Origin of the sequence: Pedobacter suwonensis, assembly GCF_044762335.1 — a bacterium.
Classification (GTDB): domain Bacteria; phylum Bacteroidota; class Bacteroidia; order Sphingobacteriales; family Sphingobacteriaceae; genus Pedobacter.
The window spans coordinates 165,901-191,149 of the sequence record NZ_JBIWEB010000005.1 but is presented as its reverse complement, the minus strand read 5'-3'; the positions used below and the strand labels follow the sequence as shown (position 1 = coordinate 191,149).

The window sequence follows — 25,249 nt, the reverse complement described above, 5'->3', positions numbered from 1 at the left end:
TTCAGCCGACGAAGTAATCTTACAACGATCGCTATTGGCTTACGCATTAAGATTGCTTCGTTGTTCCTCCTCGCAATGACGATCTATGTTAGTTAACTAGCCACTAGAAAATATACTTCGTGCTTAAAAAGTTTGAATCATCTCCTTTAACAATTTCGTTCAATAACTTTTTATTATCATCTGTAAATTTGGTTGCCACCAAAGAACGGATCGAGAATGAACGCAATGCATCCACTACGGAAAGTGTACCTTCAGCACTGTCTTTACGGCCTGTAAAAGGAAAAACATCCGGTCCGCGCTGGCACTGGCAATTGATATTTACACGGCTTACCTGATTAACCAAAGGATCAATCAACGAAGAAATCACCGCCGCATTATTGCTAAAAATACTGACCTGCTGACCATGTGGCGAATCAATTAAATACTCAATAGGCTCTTCCAGGTCATCAAATGGTACCACCGGAACAATCGGGCCAAACTGTTCTTCGCGATAAAGTTTCATATTACCATTTACAGGATAAACAATGGCCGGATAAACAAAGGTTTCCAAGGTTTGTCCACCATTTGTATTGATTACTTTAGCGCCATGCGAAACAGCATCATCAATACATTCCTTTAAATATTCGGGCTTATTCAGTTCAGGCAATGGCGTAAGGTTTACGCCTTTTTCCCAAGGCATGCCAAATTTTAGTTTTTCTACTTCGGCAGATAAGCGCTTCAAGAATTCCTGCGCCAAACTGCGGTGCACGTAAACGATTTTAATGGCGGTACACCGTTGTCCGTTAAAAGAAAGCGAACCCAGTACCGTTTCGGAAACTGCCAGATCAAGATCGGCGTCTTTAGTGATGATGGCCGCATTTTTGGCATCCAAGCCTAAAATCGCCCTCAAACGGTTTACCTTAGGATGTAATTTTTTCAGTTCATTAGCAACCTTACTTGAACCAATTAAGGTAAGCACATTGATTTTACCAGATTTCATCAAACCTGGAACGATGGTATTGCCGCGGCCATAAATGGTATTCACTACACCTTTAGGAAAACTAGAACGGAAAGCCTCTAACAAAGGATAGTGTAACAGGGTACCGTGCTTAGGTGGTTTGAATAAAAGGGTATTGCCCATAATCAAAGCCGGGATAAGCGTGGTAAAAGTCTCATTTAAAGGATAGTTGAATGGCCCCATGCAAAGTACAACACCGAGGGGAGAACGGCGCACCTGGGCCACAATTCCCTGCTCTATTTCAAAACGTGACGACTGCCTGTCGATATCTTTCAACGCATCAATAGTGGCGTAAATATACTCCACCGTACGGTCAAATTCTTTAACCGAATCGGCATAAGATTTTCCAATCTCCCACATAATCAGTTTGGCAACAATTTCCTTTTGCTCAATCATCTTTTGTGTAAAGTTTTCTACACAGCTAATGCGATCGGCAACACTCATGGTTGGCCACTGTCCGCGACCATTATCATAGGCTGCTACGGCTGCATCTAATGCTTCGGCCGACTCTTTCTCCGTACAAACAGGAAAACTACCAATGCGTTTTCGTTTTAAACCCTCAGGGGTTTTTACGCATACAGGAGAAAACACTTCATTACATGGTCCATTCCATGGCTTCATTTCTCCATTAGAAAGAAACTCCTTTTGATTGATTTCTTTCTTGAGCCTAAATTCATCTGGAATCTGGCTCTCTTCAACGAAAATACTTTCGAGGTTTAGCAATGTACTCAATTTGGGTTTGCGATTAGGTTAAATTAATGTTAAGTCTATAGTTTAAGTATAGATTAGCACTTTAAAAAAGATATCAAAGATTTAAGCACAATTATATTGCCTAAATCTTTTAGGGTTGAATTATTTAACTTCTATTACCTTATATTTTGGAACAAGGGCTTTCATTACCGTCCAGCCGATGAGGTAAGCTACCGCACAGAAAGAGAAAACGATAAAATAACCAGCTTCTTTACCTTGAAACCCCATAAAAGCCATCTGTGTATCGCCGGCGTAGGTAAACAGTACTCCTGAACCTTTGTTAATGAAAAAAGATCCTACACCTCCGGCCATACCACCAATTCCGGTTACGGTTGCAATGGCCTGGCGAGGAAACATATCGCTCACTGTGGTAAATATGTTGGCCGACCATGCCTGGTGTGCAGCACCTGCAATACCGATGATAATTACCGGCAGCCAGTAGCTGTAAAGACCTAAAGGCTGGGCCAACAATGCCAATAATGGGAAAAAGGCGAAAATTAACATTGATTTCATCCTTCCATCGTAAGGGTTCATGTTTTTCTTATCGATAAAATAGGATGGCAACCAGCCTCCGATAATGGATAACAAGGTAATTACGTAGAGTATAAATAGGGGAAAAGCACTTTCGGTACCGCTCATTTTATAAATATCTTTAAGGTATGCGGGCGACCAAAACAGATAAAACCACCAAACACCATCGGTCATAAATTTACCAAAAGCAAAGGCCCAGGTTTGTTTAAATTTAAGGCAATCAACAAAAGATAGTTTTTTTACAGGTGATGCTGCGGTAACCGTTTCGCTAACCTGATCGTGTGCTACAATATCCTGTTGAATATAAGCCAGCTCTGCCTTACTTACCCTTGAGTGGTTTTCAGGTTTGCCATAAAGTAAAATCCAGAAAAGCATCCAGATAAAACCTAAGGCACCGATGATAATAAACGACATTTCCCAGCCATAAGCATCGGCAATGTAGGGAATCGTAACCGGGGCGGCCAAGGCACCAACTGTTGCACCCGCATTAAAAATACTGGTGGCAAATGCGCGGTCTTTTTTAGGAAAATATTCGGCTGTAGCTTTAATGGCTGCCGGAAAGTTTCCGGCCTCACCAAGGGCCAGTACAAAACGGGCAAAAATAAATAGCGAAAGACTGGTTGATAGAATTAATGTAGTATTGCCAACAGTAGATAATGCCTCTTTTGCACCTGCAAAGCTCATCACCCACGAACCGGTAATGATTCCCGAAGTAGCAATACCGCAAAAAGCATGAATACAGGCACCCACAGACCAAATTCCAATTGCCCAAAGAAAACCTTTTTTGGTATCCATCCAATCAACAAACCGTCCTGCCACCAACATCGATCCGGCATAAAAAAGGGAAAATAATGCCGTAATGGTTCCGTAGTCACTATCTGTCCAATGAAATTCGGGAACAAAATAGTCTTTCCATGTAAGCGAGAGTACCTGTCGATCTAAATAGTTAATGGTAGTTGCAACAAATAACAGTGCACATATAGTCCATCTGTAATTGCTGATTTTTGGTTGGCTCATTTCGTTTTTGTGTGGTTAGGGGTTGGGGTTATTTACTTTGCTTGATAAGTTCAAGTGCCAGCTGGGTATTGTCGAAAAGCTCATCGTAAAGCCCTTTGCTCATTACATCTTTACTGATTAGTTTGCTTCCCATGCCAACGGCACAAACACTAGCTTTAAACCAGGTTTTTAGGTTATCAGCATTTATTTCTACCCCACCTGTTGGCATAAACAGTTGTCCGGCAAAAAGATCTTTAATTGATGAAATAAATTCAGGACCCAAAATATTTGCCGGGAAAATTTTAATCAGCATAGCTTTGTGTTCCTGTGCCACACTGATTTCTGTCGGGGTCATACACCCCGGTACCCAAAGCATTCCGATTTTGTTTGCAATTTCGGCAACTGCCGGATTTACAATCGGTGCCACAATAAAATCAGTCCCAGCTTCGATAAAAGCATTGGCATCAGCAGGCGTTTTAATGGTTCCGATACCTAAATAAAGATCGGGCATTTCTGCATCACGGATTTCTTTTAACTTTTTAAAGTTTGACAATGCCGATTTACCACGATTGGTGTATTCGAAAACACGAACACCGGCTTTATACAAGGTGCGTAATATTTCTATGCTGCCTGATTCGCTATCCTGATAAAAAAGCGGTAACATGCCCTGCTCTAAAATGGCATCTAAAATTTTGTGCTTGTTGCTAATCATCTTATTATTCTTTTTTCTATATCAGTTACAGTACTGGTTGTAGCATCGCTTGGAATGTACAATTTATCGTATGCCGCTGCTGTGGCAAAACTTATGGTTTCTTGCGCCGGTAACTGGTTGTAAAAGCCATAAATCAGGCCAGCCATAAAACAATCTCCACTGCCCACCTTATCCAAAATTTCATCAGAAACGTATTCTTCAGAAACCGTTAGTTCGTTATCTGTAAAAATGGCGGTATAATATCGTATTCCCTTTCCATGATCGAACCTGAAAGTATTGGCAACCGCTTTACACGCCGGAAACAAACTTAATATTTCTTTAGAAGTATCAGTTGCCTGTTGCAGTAACGTTTCCTTTGCATAACCCTCTGCCACTTTTAAATCTTCGTGAAGCGCAGTGGCCAGCATTTTATTGGCGGCCCAAACATTCCCCATAATCAGTGTGCAATATTGAGCCAGCTCAGGCAAAATATCAATCGGTTCCTTTCCATATTTCCAAAGCTTTGCCCGATAGTTTAAATCAAGTGAAATGGTAATATTTTTTGCACTTGCTACTTTTAAGGCTTCCAAACAAACGTCAGCAATATTTTGGTTAATGGCAGGGCAAATGGCACTGAAATGGAACCAGGCAACATCTTCAAAAACTTCGTCCCAGTTGATCTGTCCAACTTTTAAACCGGCATAGGCCGAATTGGCCCGGTCGTAAATTACCCCGGCATTTTTAAGGTCTTTCCCTTTAGGCAAATAGTACAATCCTAAGCGTTCTCCATGGTAAACCATAGGTGTGGTATCAATATTGCGTACATTAAGGTATTCCACGATTTCGCGGGTAACCGAATTATCAGGCACCGCCGAAAGGTAGGCCGAAGGTACGTTCCATAAGGCTAAGGCAGTGGCCACATTGAGTTCGGCGCCACCCACGTAAAACGGTAATTTATTTTCTTTTAACCATGCTCCATCCATATCCGGACAGATGCGTAAAAGTATTTCACCAAAGCTTAAAACTTTTTTTCCTTTTGCTGATGAAGCGAATATCTGGGTACTCATTTTATATCTGATCGGCGTATTTCATCCTGTTTTCGGCAACCGAATGAAAATGAAAGGAAAACGATTGAAATGATCTGATTCCAATAAAATACCCTTCTAAAGCCTGATTTTGGTTAAAATTTAAAGTAATTTTTTGCGTTAAAATACGAAATATCCTGCACAATCTTGCCCACCCATTCCAAATCATTAGGCAATTCGCCATTCTCCATATCTTCTCCGAACAGGTTGCAAACAATTCTCCTGAAATATTCGTGACGGGGGAAGGAAAGGAAACTACGCGAATCGGTAAGCATCCCTACCAGGCGGCTTAAAAGCCCCATGTTTGATAAGGCATTTAACTGTTTGATCATCCCATCTTTTTGGTCTAAAAACCACCATGCTGAACCAAACTGCACTTTACCGGCTACAGAACCATCGTTAAAGTTACCAATCATGGTGGCAATCAACTCATTATCTGCCGGATTAAGGTTATAGATAATGGTTTTAGCCAGTTTATCCTGGTTATCCAGGCGATTTAGAAATTTCGATAGCATACGGGCCTGGCTAAAATCGCCGATTGAGTCCCAACCGGTATCAGGTCCCAATTGTCTTAACATTCGGGCATTGTTGTTACGCAAAGCACCAAGGTGATATTGTTGTACCCAGCCCTTTTCATGATCCCATTCTGCAAAATAAACCAGCATAGCCGATTTGAATTTCAGGTTTTCCTGATAGGAAATAGTTTGTTTACTGCGGATTTTATTAAAGATTAATGCAATTTCAGCTTCGGTGTAGTCTTCAGCATAAATCTGCTCTAAACCATGATCGGAAACTGAGCAACCATTTGCTGCAAAGTAATCATGGCGGCCTTTTAAAGCATCAATATAATCCTGTAAACTGCTAATGCTTTTATCGGCAACCGTTTCCAGTTTGTCGATATATTCATTTAAGCCTTCAATATCATCACTGTTCATGGCCTTATCCGGACGGAAAGCTGGCAACATTTTAAGGTTAGCGCCTTCTCTTGCCAGTTGTTGATGAAAGTTCAGGCTATCTAAAGGATCGTCGGTAGTACAAACGACCTCTACATTCATTTTGGCTAACAAACCACGTACTGAATATTCAGGCGTTTGCAGTTTAGCAGCGCATTCATCATAAATTTTCCGGGCCGTTTTGCCCGAAAGCAGGTCGTTTATACCAAAATAACGTTGAAGTTCCAAATGTGTCCAGTGGTATAACGGATTGCGTAAGGTATACGGAACGGTTTCGGCCCATTTTTCAAATTTCTCGTAATCAGATCCTACACCAGTAATGTATTTTTCATTCACTCCATTAGCACGCATGGCCCTCCATTTGTAATGATCGCCGGCAAGCCAAACCTGGCTGATGTTGGCAAATTGCGTATTATTGGCAATCTGCTCCGGTATCAGGTGGTTATGGTAATCGATAATGGGTAGTGATTTTGCAAAATGGTGATAAAGCTTTTCAGCAGTTTTGCTTTGCAAAAGAAAATTTTCGTCTAAAAAAGGTTTCATTCTATGTTATTTGAGACAGTAGATTTGAGATGATCAAAACACTTATCTATTCATGTTCTATTTAGGTTCCGACTATGTCCTCACAGACCGGAACTCAATTTGTATTTTAGCTGTTGGTGGTCTGAGGTAACGCAGTCCCCGGTAAATCGTATATTGTATTCATATTATTATCGTTTTATCCCGGTCTGTGTCCCCACAGACCGGAACCCTATTCATTTTGTGGTCTGTGGGGACACAAACCACGGCGACGCGACACAGGCCACGACAATTAAAATACTTATGTATTTATTTTTTTAACCCCGGTCTGTGTCCTCACAGACCGGGACTCAATTTACATTTTATCTATTGGTGGTCTGTGGGGACACAGACTACGGCAACGGGACACAGACCGCGGCAACTGCAAGCTAAAGGCGATTGCAAGGATAGCCACGCAAACCTCCGACCTCGGTCTTCCGACTTCCGACTACAAACTAACCCCCCTTTTCCATGGGATAAAATCATCCTGATTAAGCAACACCGCTTTAGGAATTACTTCACCGCTAGCCGCTTTAATGCAATATTCCAAGATATCTTCGCCCATTTGTTCGATCGTTTTTTCGCCTTCAATTACAGGACCACAGTTGATATCAATGATATCACTCATTCGCTTCGTTAAAGCATTATTAGTCGATACCTTGATGGTCGGACAAACCGGATTGCCTGTTGGCGTTCCTAAACCGGTGGTGAACAAGATTAAGGTTGCACCTGATGCAGCCTTTCCTGTAGTGGCTTCCACGTCGTTTCCAGGTGTGCAAACTAAATTTAATCCGGGCTTAGTTGCAGGCTCGGTATAATCCAACACATCTTCTACCGGTGAAGTCCCGCCCTTTTTGGCTGCTCCGGTACTTTTAATGGCATCAGTGATTAGACCATCTTTAATATTGCCCGGTGATGGATTCATAAAAAATCCAGAACCTACATTTTCCGCAGCCTGGTTGTAAGCCGTCATTAACTGGATAAACTTACGTGCTGCCGTTTCATATTTAGTGCGATCAATCAACTGTTGTTCAGCGCCACAAAGCTCAGGGAATTCAGCAAGTAGCACTGTACCTCCTAAAGCCACCAACAAATCGGAGGTATAGCCCACAGCAGGGTTGGCACTAATCCCGCTAAAACCATCACTACCGCCGCATTTTACACCCAGCACCAGTTTACTTAAGGGCGCTGGCTGACGCTTGATTTTATTGATCTCGGTTAAACCGATAAAGGTTTTACGGATGGCTTCTTTAATCAGCTGTTCCTCGCTCTGCGATTGTTGTTGTTCAAAAACAAACAAAGGTTTATCGAAATTAGGGTTACGATGCTTCAAATCTTCCATAAAATCGTGCACCTGAAGATTCTGGCAGCCTAAACTCAATACCGTTACACCAGCCACATTAGGATGATCGGCATATGCAGCCAGTAACTTACTTAGCACAGCAGCATCCTGACGCGTACCACCACAACCGCCCTGGTGATTCAAGAATTTAATGCCATCAACGTTTTTAAACACCCGGTTGGCAGATGGATTAGCCATACCAATAGATTCCGGATCGGCTTCACCTAAAACTTCACCATTTTTATAGGCTTCAACCAGTTGATGCGCGTATGATTTGTATTTATCTGTTACTGCATAGCCCAGCTCGTTGTGTAAGGCTTCGCGGATGACATCCAGATTGCGGTTTTCGCAGAAAACGGTCGGTATGAACAGCCAATAATTTGCAGTACCTACCCTGCCATCGCTACGCATGTAACCATTAAAGGTTCTGCCTTCAAACTTAGCCACGTCAGGTGCCTGCCATTCGTAATGGTACGGACGAAATTCGAAAGGATCAGACGCATGTTTGGTATTTTCGGTATCCATTAAACCACCTTTAAGGATAAAGTGCTGTGCTTTTCCCACCAATACGCCATACATCATGATGTGATCGCCTGGATTCATATCCTGCATAAAAAATTTATGCTTGGCCGGAATGTCATCCTGTAAAATATATTCCTGCCCATCGTGAATAATGGTTTCGCCTTTTGCCAGGTTTTGCAAAGCAACCAATACATTATCGTTAGGATGGATTTTTAAAATTCTAGTAACCATTTTAAATTGCTGTTTCTGAATGCAAGTTACTTAAAGTTTCTTTTGCACCTTTGTTCTGTAATAAATCAACGTACGATTTTACGGCTGCGTTAAAGCCTGGATAATTATTAAGGTTTTTATCCCACAGGCGCCTGTCGCCTAGGGTATTATCTACAACGGTTTCTGGGTTTTTCCAGTATTCATATAAAATTTCTGCAAATTCATCCTGTATGGGGTAGGTTTTTCCGTTTACGCTTGCTGTGTAAGTGTCACCCTGTTTATCCACATTCATGAAAAGGATGTAGGCAGCTACACCTAAAGCAGTAAGCTGAGGCACTTCATTTTTTAAAGCATAATATCTCCTGATGAGCGGCATATTACGCATTTGCATTTTTGAGGTAAAATTTAGCGTAATGGCCTGCCACTGGTGTGCTAAAGATGGATTGCTAAAACGGTCGATTACACTTTCCGCAAAGGCAATTGCTTCGCTGTATGTAATATCCTCATTCACCACCACAGGCGCGATTTCATCTTTCATCAGTTTTAATACATTGGCCGAGAAATCTTTATTTGCCATGGCCTCTTTTACGGTATCGAAGCCCGCTAAAATAGCCAACCCGCAGCTAATGGTATGTGTACCATTAAGCAAACGGAGTTTAAGTTCTTTAAATTTATCAATGGAAGGAACAATAAAGATACCTTTATCTGCTTTTGCAAAAGATAATACTTCTTTCACTTTTTCGCTTGATGATTCGATCGCCCAAAGCCGGAAAGGTTCGGCCATAATCATCAGTTCATCTTCATAACCCAGTTCATTTTCAACGGCTTTTTGCGCTGCTTCCGGAAGTTTTCCTGGCACAATTCTATCAACTAAGGTTTTGCAAAAATGATTGGCTGTTTTTAACCAGTTTTCAAAATCCCAGCCTAATTTATTGCGGATAGCCAGATCAAGCAAAATTTCTTTCAGTTTGTCGGCATTATCACTAATGAGTTCTGTTGGCACGATCACCATTCCGCTTTCTACTGACCCGTTAAAGGCTTTATAGCGTTCGTGCAAAAAGGCAAGCAGTTTGCCCGGGTAAGATTGTGGGGGATGATCGGTGATTTTATCTTCGCTTTTTACAATGCCTACTTCTGTGGTATTAGAAATTACGACCTGCATGTCGGGCTGGTGGGCAGCTTTTAAAATTTCTGTCCAATCTTGCGAAGCTGCTAAAACCCGGCTTATTGAAGCATTTATCGAATTTTCTTCAACATTAACCCCATCCTCAATGCCTTTTACACAAAGTGTATATAAATTATCCTGTTTCGAAAAGGCATCAGCACCACCTTTTGCTGTAGATTTAACAACAAGTACACGACCGTTGAAAATTCCTTTCTGATTGGCTTTATCAATAAAATAATCAGGTAAACCACGTAGTAAAACCCCGGTACCAAACTGGATTACCCGCTCTGGTAATGCTAAAATTTCGGGTGTAGGTTTTGTAACCTTTTCGCCGTTAATGTTCTTTAAATTTTCTTTGTTTAAAATCATTGCTAATGTTATTTGACCACCAGGGCAACAAGGCACAAGGTGAATTATATTTCCTTTCCAAGAGTATACTTATCTTTATTTACCATTTGTGGTTAACCACTTCGGGTACTCTTTTTCAATTAATTTCTGCGCCCAGTTGCCATACCAGGCATACCCATTGCGCCTTTCAAGGCTTAATTCTTCTAATTTTGTTTTAATGGCATTGTCGCGATCACCAAAAATCGGGGTATTTTTATCAAGGTCGTAAAAGCGCGCCCAGGCAATTGCCGTTGAATCTTCGATCAAGGCCGCAGCTTTGACATTGGCTTTAGGATTTTTCGGCCTATCAAAACGGAACCCTACAATTTTATAGGTATCGAACCATTTTACTGCTGCGGTAATGGCTTTTTTTTCTGCAACCGAAGGATTTTTGATCCGCATTAAAAAGCGCACAATCCCTACAGATTCGCTGGTACTCAGTGAGGCCGGCTCAAAAGCCCTGGCTTTTGCGGGCAACATCGAATCTTTATCATACTGTGCAGCCCAAATGCTTAACACGCCATTTTGTTTCACCTGCGTTTTTAAAATACAATCAATACCATTCGCAATTGCTTTTCCTGCTTTTTTCATGTAGGCTGGGTTTACCACATCGAAATCGTTTGTTTGCGTGGCAATATCCTGTAATATGTTCAGCACATTGATCATTGCATCATCGTTGTAAGTAATCTCCGATCGGTAAGAAGATTGATCAGGATAATATTGTGGCCAGCCACCATTGGCATACTGTGCCGATAAAATATAATCAAGGCCTTTTTCAGCAGCAGCTAAATAAGCTTTGTTCTGCGTTTTTTTATATGCCTTAACCAGGTAAACAACTTCTCTACTGGTAGCTTTATTATCGAAAGTGGCATGTAAATCTTTAGTTGCCTTTATTTTGTCCAACAAGGCTGGCGTTAAAGCCGCGTCGTAGTTAACTACACTTTTATCTTCCAGTTGCTTTGGCCAGCCACCATTGCCTAATTGATAAACCAGCATTTTATCTGCTGTAGAATCAACAGATTGTTGCGCATAACACGACAATAATAAAGTGCTGCAGATTAGGCTTAACAATATTCTCATTTTCATCATTCTGTTTGTTCCGTGGTCTGTGTCATCACAGATCACTAATTCTATTTTACGCCATGGTTAGTTTTTATCACCGAGACACAGATTAGCACGGAGTACTTTTCCTTCTCTTATGCCATGGTTCGTGTCTCCACGAACCACTATTTATCTGTGTTCATCCACTTCATCTGTGGTTAATAAACCTATTTCTTCCCCGGTACTTGCTTGATCAACCAATTCACCAGATCATTCGTGGCTTTAAAATTTTCAAACTCTGCAGGTAATTTTCTACCATCAATATATTCATTATAAAACCATGGATCACCCACGGCGAAAACTGTTCCTTTGCCATATTTTGCAGTGGCAACAATCACGTCTCCCTTATCGGCTAAAGCAGAAACAGCCGGACTCTTAGCCACAATAGTTGATATTTCTTTGATGTATACTTTTTTAGCTGTCTTGAAAATAGCATTGCCGTCTGGAATTTTTATTGCTCCCTGTTCAAAATTCGCACCCTGAACTTTATTGCGGCTATCTTCATTAAAATGGATTCCGAACCTTTCGGGCAAAACATTGAATTTTGAAATTTCGCAATTGCCTGCATCGTTTAGGAGCAGTACCAAAACCCCACCATCTTTCACCCAGGCTGCAATTTGCTTCGCGTGCTCAGCATTCATATAATTGGGACTGGCCGTTTCTTTTTCAGTATCCGGATCTACAATAATGTAAATATTGCTGCCATTTAAGTTTACAGTTGTTGGCGCAATTTTAAGCGTATTGGTTTTTACACCAGCATCGTTAAACATTTTTCCGAACAGAGAAAATCCATTGTTATCATCTTCTTCCCATAAGTAATGGAAAGGGATTTTATCTCCGGTTGGGCCAGCCATGTACTCATTGTTGAAAAAATTATCAATCGTAACGGTTAATCCTTTTCCCGGTTTTGGCAACTGGTTTATTTCCATTTCAGTAGCAGCACAGATAAATGCGCCTACCCCTTTCGGATCATTGGTAATTACTTTTTCACTAATATAGTAGTCGAAGCTTCCATCTCGGTATTTTGGTTTTCCACCCAAACCGGATACGGAAACTGTTTTAGTCAAATTTATCCTTTCAGTTCCTGCTTTTTCCACAAACTCTTTCTTTAAACCCGCATAACCTTTATTGGCCGCAGCCATAAAAGATGATGCTAACCAGCCTTTACGAACGCCTTTAGCCAAACCATACACAAACATGCTCGATGCCGAACTTTCCAGGTAATTTCCTCTACGGGTTGGCATATCTAGAATATCAAACCAAACACCTGATTTTGGATCCTGGTATTTCACTACTGCAGTTGCCGTACGATTTAAAATAGCCAGTAATTCTTTCCTTTGCGGATGATCTGCAGGAAAATTATCCAGCACATCCACCAAAGCCATGATGTACCAACCCATTGCCCTGGCCCAAAAATTTGGCGAACGCCCGGTTGTCTTATCCGCCCACTGTTCGGTTTTGCTTTCATCATAGCCATGGTAAAGCAACCCTGTTTTTGTATCACGCGAGTTTTTTTCCATCAGGATAAACTGTTTAGCAATGTCATCGAAAGCAACATCCTTTTTCATCAGTTTAGCATATTCAGCGTAGAATGGCTCACCCATGTATAAACCATCCAGCCACATCTGGTTTGGATAAATTTTCTTGTGCCAGAAACCACCCTCCCTGGTACGCGGTTGCTTTTGCAGCTGATCGTATAATTTAGTTGCGGCTAACAGGTATTTCTGCTGCCTGGTAACTTTATACAACAGCAATAATGAGCGGCCATTTTTGATGTTATCAATATTAAAATCTTCCGGTTTATATGTAGCAATGTTGCCTTCTTTATCCAGATAGGCATCCATCGAACTTTGGATATAGTTAAAATACCTCCCGTCGCCGGTATTTCGCCAAACGGCAGCTGCACCTTCCAGAACAACCCCCATGTCGTAGGTCCATTTGGGGCCTTTAGCACCTTTTAGCAGCGTTGTATCCTGAAACAGTTTTTCCATCGCAGTTAAAGTTAACTGTTCAGATAACTTTTTTTGGGCAAACCCACGGTGTGTTAAAATAGAAAAACCAATAAATGCAACTATTGTATATAAGATTGATTGTTTCATCATGTTGTTATTTTGAAATTTCCAGTGCTTTTCTAGCTACGCCTGTACCTAAAACGACAGCTGTTTTAGCTTTAGAAACATCCGTTGCAACAATTTTTACACCTTTTGTTTTTTCGCCGGAAACATCAAAAAGCAATTTGCTGTTATCAGGGTACTTTAAGCTGCTGATATTAATATTTGATCCATTCTGGATCATCACCAAGGGGCTGGTATTTTCTGCAATGATGTTGATGTTCTTCAGGAAAATTCCGGTAGCTTCAATAATTTCGATTCCTTTTTTGGCTTTGATGGTTACGTTTTCCAGGTAAATATCCTTAATATTCATTTCAGGTAAACCTCTGAAAAATATCGCTTTTTCGGCACCATTGGCCACTACATCCTTAATATAAAAGTTTCGGAACTGTGGGGTAGCTTCGGTAACAGGAAAGGTAACGGTTTTAATGGCTTCCCGCTTTTCGCCAGCCAGGGGAACCGGATCAACAGCTGCATAATACATATCGAATAAAATGGCCTCGCCAGGAATATCAATCATATTGATGTTATTGATATAAATATTCTCGACCACACCGCCACGGCCACGCGTAGTTTTAAAGCGTAAACCAATATCAGTACCGATAAAAGAACAGTTGTACACCCAGATGTTTTTTGCCCCGCCACTCATTTCGCTACCGATTACAAAACCGCCATGAGCATGGTAAACCACATTGTTTCTAACGATCACGTTTTCGGTTGGTATACCCCGTTTGCGGCCCGCTTCATCTCTTCCTGATTTAATGCAGATTCCGTCGTCTCCAACGTCAAAAGTGCTGCCTTCAATCAATACGTTTTTACATGATTCTACATCAACACCATCGCCATTTTGTGCAAACCAAGGGTTTTTTACCTGCAAATTTCTTAAGGTTAGATCTTCACAAAGCAAAGGATGTAAATTCCACGCCGGCGAATTCTGAAACGTAACCCCTTCTAAAAGTATTTTTTTACAGCCTGTTAACACCAATAAATTCGGACGGAGAAAATCTTTGATATCATCATAGTCTGCGGCAGTTTTGCCCGCTTCAATTACACCGGCATTTTTGGTATTCGAGCCTTTAAGGGTTTTTTCAGATGGGTACCACATCTTTCCGTCGGCTTTAACGATGCCTCCGGATGCTACGAGATTCTTCCACTGTGTTTCAGTAAGTTTATCTCTTTTAACCATACGCCAGGCACCACCATTCCCGTCGATAATTCCTGTTCCGGTAATGGCAATGTTCTCAAGGTTCATCCCTGAAATCGGACTTTGGTTCCGCCATGCGGGTTGACCTTCCCAGTTTCCCTCTACCAATTTGTATTGATTAAAATCTGCCGTAAATTGTAGGATGGCATCGCGTTTAAGGTGCAGGTTTACGTTGCTTTTTAGTTCGATAGGGCCAGTTAACCACAAACCCGACGGGATTAACACCACTCCTCCGCCTTTTTCACTCACGCTGCTAATAGTTTTATTAATGCTTTTGGTATTTAAGGTAATACCATCGTCTTTTGCGCCAAAAGCAACAATACTCGTGGTATCTTCTTTAAATTTAACCTGCCTGATAATGGGTAAGCCTGGCTTTTGTTGCGCCATGGCAGAACCAGCTGCTGTTAAAACTAAGCAAGCGAGAGCTACTTTAATATGGCATAAACGGCCAGAAATATGTTTCATTATTTGCGCTGTTAAATTATACTTGGTTATTGTAATAACAAGTGTACGTTGTTTGAAGTTAAAACAGAAGAGAAATCTATGCAATCGTTGCCGGAGAATGCGTCGAAAAACTCATTACAGACAGAACTTTAAACACAGTATATCAAAGGTTTACAGCCTTATTTTGCTTCAGGATTCCATCCACGGAAAACGTTTTCTAAAATATAGCCTTTATACTCTTCATCTGTCAGTTGGTGTGACCATTTTACCCTGTTTTTAGGACCGGATCCTTTTCCAGTACTCTTATATTCAGCAAAATAAGCCGTTTTTTCATTGCTTTCTTTATCCCAGTTGTTCCAGCCTTCCGGTCGGATAAAATCAGGTAATTCGCAGTTGAGATAGGCCACTTTTGCGTATGGCCTCCATGGACGGCCCAAATAAAAGCTATTGGCTGGTGCATCGCCTTTGATTGTACATTTGTTGAGAACGTAACCAAATTTTGTGGTATCAGCCGTTGAGGCAGCCGTAATATAACCTGCTTTTTTGCAAAAAATGGTGCAGCTTTCGAACCAGGCCGTCGATGCCCCGAAAATAAAATCAACTGTACCTTCAATATAGCAGTTTTTATAATATTGACGGTTATTGCCTCCATAAGTATAAAGCGTATCCTGAAAGCCCAAAAACCTGCAATTGGTAAAAATTAATTTATCGCCACCTGCCCAAACCGCTACAGCCTGTCCTACAGGGCCTGATGAGTTCTCGAAAGTGATATTTTCAGCTGAAAAGCCTTCGCCATAAATGTAAAAGCTCGATGAGCCGGATGTCCCTTTTTCTTCACCAAAAATATTCTTTTTCCGGGCGTAGTCATCATAAGTTAAAATGGTTTCGTTTAAACTTTCGCCAATAAATTTCACATTCCTTTTAGAGCCAGGTAATACCAATTTCTCCTTATAAATACCCTTTTTGATAAAGATTACGGTTATTTTATTCCTAAAATCAGGCACCGCATAAATGGCCTCCTGTATGGTATTAAAATTTCCACTTCCATCTGCAGCCACAATAAAATCAGGTTTTACATCAGCGGCATTTGCGGCAAATGATAATACAAGCAGAAAGAACAGGCTGATTACTTTCATATCTATTTGGTTAGGCTAAAATTAAAACCGGCCACGTAAAAGGTTAAACTTCATTACGCAGCCGTATTTTAAAAATATATGATGAACAATTTTAAACATTAAAACTCAGCAGAAAGAAGTTTTTTATAAATTAAACATTGCAAACGATGTCGGGAACGATTGCATAGTATTGACTTAATTTTATAGATCTCTTCGTTCTGCACTACTCCGGTTTAAGATAACGACCACATTAAAGAATTCTGCAATGGTGGCGGAGTATAGCGAGCTCAGGGATACCAAGGCCCGGAAGCTAAATCTGTGAGGAGCTTAGCTAAAAAACTACAATTCTCCTGAACTTTCTGGCAGTTCATCGTACTCACCTTTCCAGGCATAAAAGCCAAATATCATCAAACCCAGGCTAATGGGGAGGAAAATAAACAGAATAATTGCCCACTGCAATATGGTATTGGTACGTTCGATATCGGTATGCGTTAAGCCTACCTTATCTATCGCCTGGATAAACAAATAAGTCATCGTTAATGGTCCTAAAACCATCCAAACCAGGCCTAAAAATTTCTTTAACGTATTCATCTTATTTAATCGTTAATTTTTTCGTCTCTTTTATTTGATAAATAGACTGCGCCAATAACCAAACTTAGCGCTGCCACCCCAATTGGATACCAAAGACCGGACAATGGTGTTGCGCCTGAAAAACTTGCAATTAGTGTGGCAATAAATGGCACAAGCCCCCCGAAAACACCATTGCCGATGTGATAGGGCAGCGACATAGAGGTGTACCTGATTTTGGTCGGAAATAATTCGACCAGGAAAGCAGCTATTGGACCATAAACCATGGTAACGAGCAAAATCTGGAAGAAAATCAAGCCAACAAATTTCCAGAATACCGGTGTTGGCAAAACTTTATCTTTTATAATTTCTTTGCCCAAAAGAATCCCCCTTGTTGCAGAAACGGTATCTGTTTGCACCCTGTTAAAGGAAGCTCCGTTTTTAAGGCTTACTTTGGTAGAAACGGTTCGTAAGCTATCGGTTAAATTTTCCATTAAAACAGCAGTTGAGGGAGCTGGGGCGACAGCTAAAATATCAGCTTGTTCAATTTTGGTATAATCGGTATCATCCAAAAAGACCTGATATATTGGCCGGTAAAACAGAATGCCTAAAAGCATTCCACTTAACATGATCCACTTTCGTCCAACCCGATCACTCCAGGCACCAAAAACCACAAAAAACGGCGTAGCAAAAGCAATTCCCCAGAGTAAAATATACCGCGAATCGTTAAAATCCAGCTTACAGGTATTTTCCAAAAAGGATTGTGCATAAAACTGTCCGGTGTACCAGACTACGCCTTGCCCCATTGTGGCGCCAAACAATGCCAGGAGTACCATTTTAAAATTTGCCTTATTGTTAAAACTTTCCTTTAATGGATTTTTAGAGATATTTCCTTCAGCTTTCAGTTTAGAGAACAGGGGCGACTCGTGCATTTTCATGCGGATGTAAATCGATACCACAACCAGTACAATCGATAATAAGAAAGGGATTCTCCAACCCCAATTTCCAAACGTTTCGGCACCCAGGATATTTTTTGTGATCACAATAATCCCTAACGAGAGGAATAAACCCAATGTAGCGGTAGTCTGGATCCAGCTGGTAAAAAAGCCACGTTTGTTTTTTGGGGCATGTTCTGCCACATAAGTAGCCGCACCACCATATTCGCCACCCAAAGCCAAACCCTGGATTAATCTCAAAACTAAAACCAGAATTGGGGCAGCATAACCAATGCTTTTATAAGAAGGGATCAACCCGATAAAAAAAGTCGATCCGCCCATAAGCACCAAAGTGAGCAAAAAAGTATACTTGCGGCCAATTAAATCACCAAGTCTGCCAAAAACCAATGCACCAAACGGACGAACAATAAAACCCGCCGCAAAGATAGCCAGCGTGTTAATTAAGGCTGATGCACCTGCATCCTCCGGAAAAAGCTGGTGACCAATGATAACCGCAAGGCTGCCGAAGATGTAAAAATCATACCATTCGATCAATGTACCCAAAGAGGATGCACCGATTACTTTAAAAATATTGTTCTTGGGTAAATGGTCGCTCATAAATGGTCAGGAATATTTGGTTTACCAAGATAAACATTTACACCATAAACGGCAACCTGTAATCTTCGTTACTTAATTTGTTACATGATCAAACATTTTGGCTTTAGTTTTGTAATTTCATCCGTAGCTCATTCATTTTCCGTCATATTATATGTTGTTAATACAGAATATCAGATTAGGTAGAATTTTAAGAAATACGTGGCAAGTTGATCTGATCATGATTGCCTCCTGCACCGTAGCTTATCTCGTACGCGAATATTTAATCTCACATCATTTCTCTGTTCCATCTATCATCCCAACACTTTTAGGTACAGCCATTGCTTTTTTTATCGGTTTTAACAATAACCAGGCTTACGATAGGTGGTGGGAAGCAAGAAAAGTGTGGGGTGCTTTGGTAAACGATTCACGCTCTTTTACAAGGGCCTTGCTCAATTATGTTGATAAAGACGAAGAAAGCGTAAAACGTATGATTTACAGGCATATTGGTTTTTTATATGCTTTAAAGGCCAATTTGAGAGGAACGATAGATGAGATTTATACCAAATATTTAACCGAGGCCGATCTGAAAGAAATAGAAAAACATACCAATAAGCATAATGCCCTTTTAAATATCCAATCGAGAGATTTACAAAGATTATCAAAATCAAATGCTATTGATGGCTTCCGTTTTATTGAAATCAATGAAATGCTGACCAGATTTTCGGATTCAATGGGCATGAGCGAGCGTATTAAAAACACCATTTTCCCTACTACCTATTCTTATCTGACTAAAGTATTTATCTGGCTGTTTGTCGTAACATTCACCCTGGTAATCAGTCAGGATGCTGGGCCTGCATCTATATTTTTGGGTTGGTTGATCGGTTTCGTATTTGTTTCTACGCAGATTAATGGAATGAGCCTGGTTAACCCTTTCGAAAACAATTCGGCTGGTGTTCCGCTTAACCAAATTACAAGAACGATAGAAATCAATCTCCTGCAAATGCTTGAAGAAGAAGAAATTCCAGAACCCGTTAAACCTATAAATGACGAATACGTTCTCTAAAATTTCAGGTTTCTTACTTCAATCCTGCTCTTCGACTAATAACGATTTTAATTTTTCTTCAAAAAGAGCCGATTTAGCTTTAAATTGCGGATCGCAAAAAGAAATGTTGGCTGTGGCATAAACAATCTTACCATCCTTCCCAACCAAAACATTCGACGGAAAACCGTGATTGATATTTAATTTTCTAATCTCATCTTTGCTTAATGATACAATTTCATATTGGTAACCGCTGCGCTTTTGAAATCGTTTGGCACTGGCAGGGCCATCATGTGTAATGCCAATAAACCGAATGGACTTTTTACCATATTTATCCACAAAATTATTCAATTCTGGCATTTCGGCTATACAGGGTGGGCATTTTTCAAACCAGAAGTTAATCACTACCACCTGGTTTTTAAGGTCGGTATTGGAGAACGGCTTGTTATTGACCGTTACCCCATTAAAAGTGGGTAAGCTTTTCCCAATCAGATCTTCAAAAAAAGTTTCCTGTGTAGCCCACTTAACCGGGGCATCTTGGGCCAGCGCGGTAAAAGAATAGATATTTAACAGAATGATCAGGTAAATTTTCATCGGCAATAAATATAAAAAAGTCTCCCTTAATAAGATGAGACTTAATCATTTATTCGGTGTTGACTATTTTATCTTTTTATTGAGGTAATCAAGTGCGGTGTTCAAGGTTACATCTTTATTGGCAATACAATCCTTTAGCGTTGGGATTACTTCTATATCCGGTTTTACACCATTACCAACAAACTCCCGGCCGTCTGGATAAGTATCCCTTTTTGTGCAAACTCTTGCACTTCCACCACCAGGTAAATCGAAGAGGTAGGGTTGTCCGGTACTTCCGAAAGAATTTCGCCCAATCTTTATCATATGCTTTTGATTGTCAGCATAAATCAAAAAGTCTTCAGCGGCCGACGCAGTATTATGGCCAATTAATAAAACTGTAGGTACTACAATCCGCTTTGCCGAGAGTGTATTTTTAAGCGGATAATAATCAAAATTATAGAAATAATTATCCTGATAGGTCAGAAATGCCTTTTTATTCCATTCGCTATTTACCGTATCTTTTGCAGAGGTGTATTTACCCCAGGCCTTGAATGCAGAAGTGAGTTGTCTGGTAGAATAGCGCGAGCCATAAAGTAAGCTGTCATTGGTTAAATATTTTAATATATAACTTCCAATTCCTGTACTTCCGCCTCCATTGTTCCTTAAATCAATCACTATTGCTTTGGCTTGGTATAAATCCGGCAACTTAGTAAGAAAAAGAGAATCAATTTTCTCCTCTCCAAAGGAGTTTAGCGCAACATAAGCTACCTGATTAGGATACCACTTAAAATCAAGAAGCGACGATACTGCAGGAAAGGCCGGATAAATTTCTTTTTCCGCTGTGTGCCCGTGTGTTAATTTTAAACTTAAAACCTGTCCTCCTGGTTTTTTAATTTTAATTTCAAACTGGCTGCCCTCAATCCCCTGAAGTAATTTACTGATCCCCCAATCCTGTAAAACATAGTCAGTAGAGGAAGAAATATATGGAGAAACGTTTTCAGCTATATATTTGGCCGTGGCCTTTCCATTTACCGCTATTATCTCGCTTCCAACCGGGATCTCATCTTTCTTGCTCAGGTTAACATGTGTAATGATTGCTTTATTTTCTACATTCTCAATAAACAAACGATAATCGCCGAACATGGTATTCAGCGGTTCGAAATCCTTGCCGCCCGGCATGTAAATATTGGTATGCCCATCTTTAAGCATCGCGCAAAATCTTTGCATTTCCCGATAGTACTCATAGTCATTAGGCGTTTCAGGTATCGTATTAATTAATGCTTTATAAGTACTATCCCATTTCACCCGGTCTATTTTGTTTATATAAACGAAGTTATAATTTACTTCCTGCCAAAATTTCGATAGTCCATAAATTTTATCTGCTTTGGTTAATTTATTAGATTGAGCTAAAGCAGCCAATGGCAAAAGCATCAATAAAAGAATTTTTTTCATTATTTGTTTTATTTTGTCTGGTGTATTCAGGGCTTCAATTCTTTTGCCAATAAAAAAAGTATCGTCTTTACAAAATTTAGACATTATATTAAAAAAGCCCTGCCAATGCGGCAAGACTCCTTGTTTGTTTGGTTTATGAGGTCTTATTTAAAGGTAATGGAACCATATTCAGATTTTATGGATACGTTTGCAGCGCCACCGCTACCGATTTTGCCCGTATACCGCTTGGTTTCATCATCTTTGCTAACCAAACTTGATGTTACGTTTGAACCATATTTAAAGCCTGCATAAGAAGTAGAAACATTGAAATTACCATTATAACGATCTGCAAAGCCCAATCCAACATTTGCATATTCACCCCCGAAAGTGAAGTTTTTACAGGCCGGAGTAATTTCGTTCACAGTTAAACGGTTGTAATCCATTTTGATAGTGGCATCACCATTCAATGTACCTAAATTAACATTCGAGTATTCTGCATTAACTGCAATTTTACCTGCTGATGCAATATTCAAATCGCCGTAAGCTTGTTTCACTACCGCGTTTCCTTTGACTGTATTGATGTTGACTTTGGCATATTCGGCACCCAGGAGCAAGTTCCCACCAATAGTGCCAACGGTTAAGCCTCTTCCATACTCTACTTTAAGATCCGCAGATTTTCTGATGGTATTGATGTTTACGGCTACGTATTCCGCAACGAGTTCTAAAGTCCCTACAGCACCAATGGTTACAGGTCCGTTATATTCGTGCTTAATCACAGCTGCATTTAAATCCTGAATATCACATTTCCCGTACTGAACATTGATATAGTTGTTGGTACTGCTGAGGTTTCCGGCTACAAGATTGCCGTATTCCACTTTTAGTGAGGTTGGACCTGCAAAATTACCCATTTCAACATTACCATATTGTTGTAGCACAGTTAAAGGGTTTACTGCCGGCATAAACACCGTGTAATTCACCTTTACTTCCCTTCGCCAGGTAGTTACTCCATTTTTTATCCCACGTCCATAACGTCCGTTTCTGTCGCCCATGTTAGTTTTGAATGAAACCACATCGCCATTTTTAGTAGCATCGATACTTACGCCATCGATCAATTTCTGTACATCGCCATCTGAGTTGGCATAGGCTTTAATATCTATATCCACACGTACCTCTTTTTTATCCCAGGTTTTAATCAAAATAGATCCGAACTGGTTATTTAAATTTACCTTATCATTTCTATCCACATTAAAACTTTTGCTAAATGATTTTGAACGCTCCGCATCGCTGCCCGCTTGCTTATATTTTGAGTTATTTACCATCGCTATCAGCGATGATTTCTCCACATTTTTTACAACCACGCTCTCCGATGGACTATTCACCATCGCTTCTTGCGCACTGGTTTTTACGGCAATTAAAGCCAAAAAGGCCAAAAATATTTTTATTGTTTTCATGTTGTTAAATATTAAACACCTGTATGCTTAAAACCTGCCGGCTGGCCTTAAACTTTCGATGTGGTGAGCGTTCTCCTCTTAGTATCAAGTGTGTTGAATCAAGTATCAAGACCGATTTCAGTATTAGAGCTGTTTTATTCGCCCTGTATTAAATCTGGTTAACTCTTTTGTAATCGTCAACCTGGTTAATAATTAATAATTGTTGTTTTAATAACTGTAATTGTATTTCACGGTTTTTAACCATAGCCTTTACCACAAAAGTCTGGTTGGGCGAAGTTGGCAACTCTGCTTTTAATTTTTCGTAATCTTCATCGAGTTTTCTTAAATCAGCCGTAAATTTTTTATAAAGTTCCGGATTTGCAGAGGCAAAAATGGCTAAGCTATCCCTCTTTTCGGTAATTAGACCAGTAAAATGGACTTCCTTTTTGGCATATGAAGCACTAACGTCGGCTATTTCTAAATCTTTGTTTTGCAATTTCCCTACGCATAACCAGACCAAACCAAAAACGACCACTACAGCTGCCGCTGCGCTCATCCATAAATACAGTTTTACCGGTTTTTTTTTCTTTTTGTTATCTAAACCCTGTTCAATTTTTGCCCAAAGATCTGCCGAAGGCTCCATGATATCGAAAGCCTTTCGGTTTTCTTTTACAAAGGTTTCTAATCTATTATTCATCTCTCATCCCTTTCATTTCTAAAATACTCTTTAACTTTTTTTTAGCCCTCATGTACTGTGTACGGCTGGTATTTTCGCTTATTTTTAAAATGTGTGCAATCTCCTCATGGTCATAACCCTCTAACAGGTACAAACTCAGCACCACCCTGTAACCGTCTGGCAAGTGGGTAATGGCCTGCCTTATCTCTTCGGCCTGTAACTGCATTTCACTGTAATCAAAACTATCTTCATCAGGCACTTCCGATATTTCGTCTGTACTTACAAACTCCATCTTGCGCTTACGCAGGTAATTGATGGATTTGTTGATCACTATCTGCTTTAGCCAAAGGCCGAAGGTAGTTTCCTGTCTAAAATCTACAATTCTGGTAAATGCATCTAAAAATGCTTCCTGTAAAACATCTTCCGCCTCTTCCTCATAATTTAAAATGCGCAGTGCCACATTATACATTGCCTTGGCATACAGCTTGTATAATTCAAACTGTGCTGCGCGACTGCCCTGCATGCATTTTTTTACGAGTTCGAGGTTTTTATCGATGTATACGGCTTCCAAAATTTCGAATATTCTGATGATAAGACATCAGTAATTTTAAAACGTTGCATCAAGGTAGAAAAAATTTTAAAATATCTTAATTTCAGGTTAACACTGCGGAAATATCTGAAACATAGTATATTTAAATTATCTCAGGTAAGATATTTTCAATTCTGAATCGCCAATAAATTCAGCATGACGAATACATATAAATCAGGCTCTTTTAAAACACTATTTCAACAGATGACTATTGATTTCAGGTTTTGGAAACAAGGGGTTCTGTGCCTTTGGCATTTTCAGTCCTGCTCTCCCTCCAGCCAATTTGAAGGAAATTGGCGTCCGTCCGATCAGGTTTAATTAACCTAAGCATGTGCTAGAAACCGAAATCTTTAATTAACCATTTAAAATAGCTATTTTGAACAAACCTTTGTTAATAAACCCGACAGCAGCGAGTAGCCCGGAATGGACGGAAACGAAATGAGGACTACAAGCGAATGGCGGGGCGAAAGCACCTATGAAATGCTGCCTTTCATTTCCAAAACATAGAAATACTTTTTAAGTATTGGGAAATGCGGGGTTCTTCACTTTTAGCCATTTCAGTCCCGCTTTGGGTACGAGTTCCGATGAAGGATCGGAAGCGCTCCCCGACAATCGGATTTAGATACAAAGTTTGGTACCACTGAAACAACCCCTTGTTAAATAAACCGATGAAATGCTGCCGCTCATTTCCAGAAAACAAAAGTGATTGATAAGTATCGGCAATTAAATGCCTTTACTTTTTAACATTTATGGAAATTCAGCTGCGAGTTCATCATAAATTTGAAATCCCTGATCCAAACAGCTAACTTCATGGCATGGAAACCGATTTAATCATTTCAGCAATAAACGAAATACATAAAAAAGCAAACCTGGCGCTGGAGAGTAAAGATGTCGTGGCGTATACGGATATGTTCGCCGACGATTTGAGTTTCACACCCTTTGAAAAAACTGCGATAAACAAACGTGATTTTACCATCGACCTCAAAAAATATTTCAGCGGAGCCAAAACCATACAAACCAGTCATTATAGAATCAAATCTTCTGCAGAGAATGATATTTTTACTGAGAAAATTGCACGTAAATCGGTTATTATAAAACCAAACCTACTTATTTTTTCAAAAAAACAGACCGTACAGACTGAAGAAATTTATCATTGGAAAAATATTAAGGGAGAGTGGAAAGTAATTGCGCTTGAAATTGTGCTGGAAGAAAAATATTAAACCTTCATTATGAATATCTTCGAAAAAAAT

20 protein-coding genes are annotated in these 25,249 nt (G+C 40.1%); 2 read left to right on the top strand and 18 right to left on the bottom strand.

Going from position 1 to position 25,249, the window contains the following annotated elements:
* Positions 1–103: 103 nt before the first annotated feature.
* From ACIQXP_RS10475 to ACIQXP_RS10415, 13 genes are all read right to left on the bottom strand, one after another.
* A complete protein-coding gene (locus tag ACIQXP_RS10475; RefSeq protein ID WP_387505418.1) occupies positions 104–1,729 on the bottom strand; it encodes an NADP-dependent glyceraldehyde-3-phosphate dehydrogenase in 1,626 nt (541 codons plus the stop codon).
* A gap of 120 nt (positions 1,730–1,849) precedes the next feature.
* On the bottom strand, positions 1,850–3,295 hold the full coding sequence (locus ACIQXP_RS10470) for an MFS transporter (RefSeq protein ID WP_090981014.1): 1,446 nt from the start codon (positions 3,293–3,295) through the stop codon (positions 1,850–1,852).
* Positions 3,296–3,323: 28 nt separating this feature from the next.
* Entirely contained in the window at positions 3,324–3,986 is a 663-nt protein-coding gene (locus ACIQXP_RS10465) for a bifunctional 4-hydroxy-2-oxoglutarate aldolase/2-dehydro-3-deoxy-phosphogluconate aldolase (protein ID WP_387505419.1), read from the bottom strand.
* On the bottom strand, positions 3,983–5,032 hold the full coding sequence (locus ACIQXP_RS10460; protein WP_293743830.1) for a sugar kinase: 1,050 nt from the start codon (positions 5,030–5,032) through the stop codon (positions 3,983–3,985). The genes ACIQXP_RS10465 and ACIQXP_RS10460 overlap by 4 nt, the downstream gene beginning before the upstream one ends.
* A gap of 113 nt (positions 5,033–5,145) precedes the next feature.
* Positions 5,146–6,546: a glucuronate isomerase gene (uxaC, locus tag ACIQXP_RS10455; RefSeq protein WP_387505420.1), complete on the bottom strand. Its 1,401-nt coding sequence runs from the start codon at positions 6,544–6,546 to the stop codon at positions 5,146–5,148.
* 463 nt (positions 6,547–7,009) lie between these two features.
* On the bottom strand, positions 7,010–8,656 hold the full coding sequence (locus ACIQXP_RS10450) for a UxaA family hydrolase (protein ID WP_387505421.1): 1,647 nt from the start codon (positions 8,654–8,656) through the stop codon (positions 7,010–7,012).
* Between the two features lies 1 nt (position 8,657).
* Entirely contained in the window at positions 8,658–10,169 is a 1,512-nt protein-coding gene (locus tag ACIQXP_RS10445) for a tagaturonate reductase (protein WP_293743826.1), read from the bottom strand.
* A gap of 75 nt (positions 10,170–10,244) precedes the next feature.
* Positions 10,245–11,267 (bottom strand): pectate lyase, encoded by a 1,023-nt coding sequence (gene pelA, locus ACIQXP_RS10440; RefSeq protein ID WP_293743824.1) that lies wholly within the window; start codon positions 11,265–11,267, stop codon positions 10,245–10,247.
* Positions 11,268–11,455: 188 nt separating this feature from the next.
* Positions 11,456–13,390 carry a glycoside hydrolase family 88 protein gene (locus tag ACIQXP_RS10435; RefSeq protein ID WP_387505422.1) on the bottom strand — a complete coding sequence of 645 codons (1,935 nt, stop codon included), beginning with the start codon at positions 13,388–13,390 and terminating at the stop codon, positions 11,456–11,458.
* A gap of 4 nt (positions 13,391–13,394) precedes the next feature.
* Entirely contained in the window at positions 13,395–15,068 is a 1,674-nt protein-coding gene (locus ACIQXP_RS10430) for a glycoside hydrolase family 28 protein (RefSeq protein WP_387505423.1), read from the bottom strand.
* A gap of 158 nt (positions 15,069–15,226) precedes the next feature.
* The gene (locus ACIQXP_RS10425) at positions 15,227–16,183 is read right to left on the bottom strand and encodes a pectinesterase family protein (RefSeq protein ID WP_387505424.1); all 957 of its coding nucleotides are present in this window, start codon (positions 16,181–16,183) and stop codon (positions 15,227–15,229) included.
* Positions 16,184–16,501: 318 nt separating this feature from the next.
* Positions 16,502–16,753, bottom strand: a complete 252-nt coding sequence (locus ACIQXP_RS10420) for a DUF6814 family protein (protein ID WP_387505425.1) — start codon at positions 16,751–16,753, stop codon at positions 16,502–16,504.
* 5 nt (positions 16,754–16,758) lie between these two features.
* Entirely contained in the window at positions 16,759–18,282 is a 1,524-nt protein-coding gene (locus tag ACIQXP_RS10415) for an MFS transporter (RefSeq protein WP_387505426.1), read from the bottom strand.
* A gap of 151 nt (positions 18,283–18,433) precedes the next feature.
* Between ACIQXP_RS10415 and ACIQXP_RS10410 the strand changes: the two genes are divergently transcribed.
* The gene (locus ACIQXP_RS10410; RefSeq protein ID WP_387505427.1) at positions 18,434–19,324 is read left to right on the top strand and encodes a bestrophin family protein; all 891 of its coding nucleotides are present in this window, start codon (positions 18,434–18,436) and stop codon (positions 19,322–19,324) included.
* 18 nt (positions 19,325–19,342) lie between these two features.
* Here ACIQXP_RS10410 and ACIQXP_RS10405 read toward each other — a convergent pair whose 3' ends face one another.
* The 5 genes from ACIQXP_RS10405 to ACIQXP_RS10385 all read right to left on the bottom strand — a co-directional run bounded on the left by ACIQXP_RS10405 (position 19,343) and on the right by ACIQXP_RS10385 (position 23,981).
* Positions 19,343–19,894 carry a TlpA family protein disulfide reductase gene (locus tag ACIQXP_RS10405; protein WP_387505428.1) on the bottom strand — a complete coding sequence of 184 codons (552 nt, stop codon included), beginning with the start codon at positions 19,892–19,894 and terminating at the stop codon, positions 19,343–19,345.
* Between the two features lie 63 nt (positions 19,895–19,957).
* On the bottom strand, positions 19,958–21,325 hold the full coding sequence (locus ACIQXP_RS10400) for a S41 family peptidase (protein WP_387505429.1): 1,368 nt from the start codon (positions 21,323–21,325) through the stop codon (positions 19,958–19,960).
* 143 nt (positions 21,326–21,468) lie between these two features.
* Positions 21,469–22,755: a hypothetical protein gene (locus ACIQXP_RS10395; protein WP_387505430.1), complete on the bottom strand. Its 1,287-nt coding sequence runs from the start codon at positions 22,753–22,755 to the stop codon at positions 21,469–21,471.
* 148 nt (positions 22,756–22,903) lie between these two features.
* Complete coding sequence (locus ACIQXP_RS10390) at positions 22,904–23,431, bottom strand: hypothetical protein (RefSeq protein WP_293743809.1); 528 nt, start codon at positions 23,429–23,431, stop codon at positions 22,904–22,906.
* Positions 23,424–23,981, bottom strand: coding sequence for an RNA polymerase sigma factor (locus tag ACIQXP_RS10385; protein WP_293743807.1), 558 nt, complete (start codon positions 23,979–23,981; stop codon positions 23,424–23,426). Before ACIQXP_RS10385 ends, ACIQXP_RS10390 begins: the two co-directional genes overlap by 8 nt.
* A gap of 833 nt (positions 23,982–24,814) precedes the next feature.
* On the opposite strand from ACIQXP_RS10385, the gene ACIQXP_RS10380 reads away from it, so the two are divergent.
* Positions 24,815–25,219 (top strand): hypothetical protein, encoded by a 405-nt coding sequence (locus ACIQXP_RS10380; RefSeq protein ID WP_293745144.1) that lies wholly within the window; start codon positions 24,815–24,817, stop codon positions 25,217–25,219.
* The last annotated feature ends 30 nt before the right edge of the window (positions 25,220–25,249 follow it).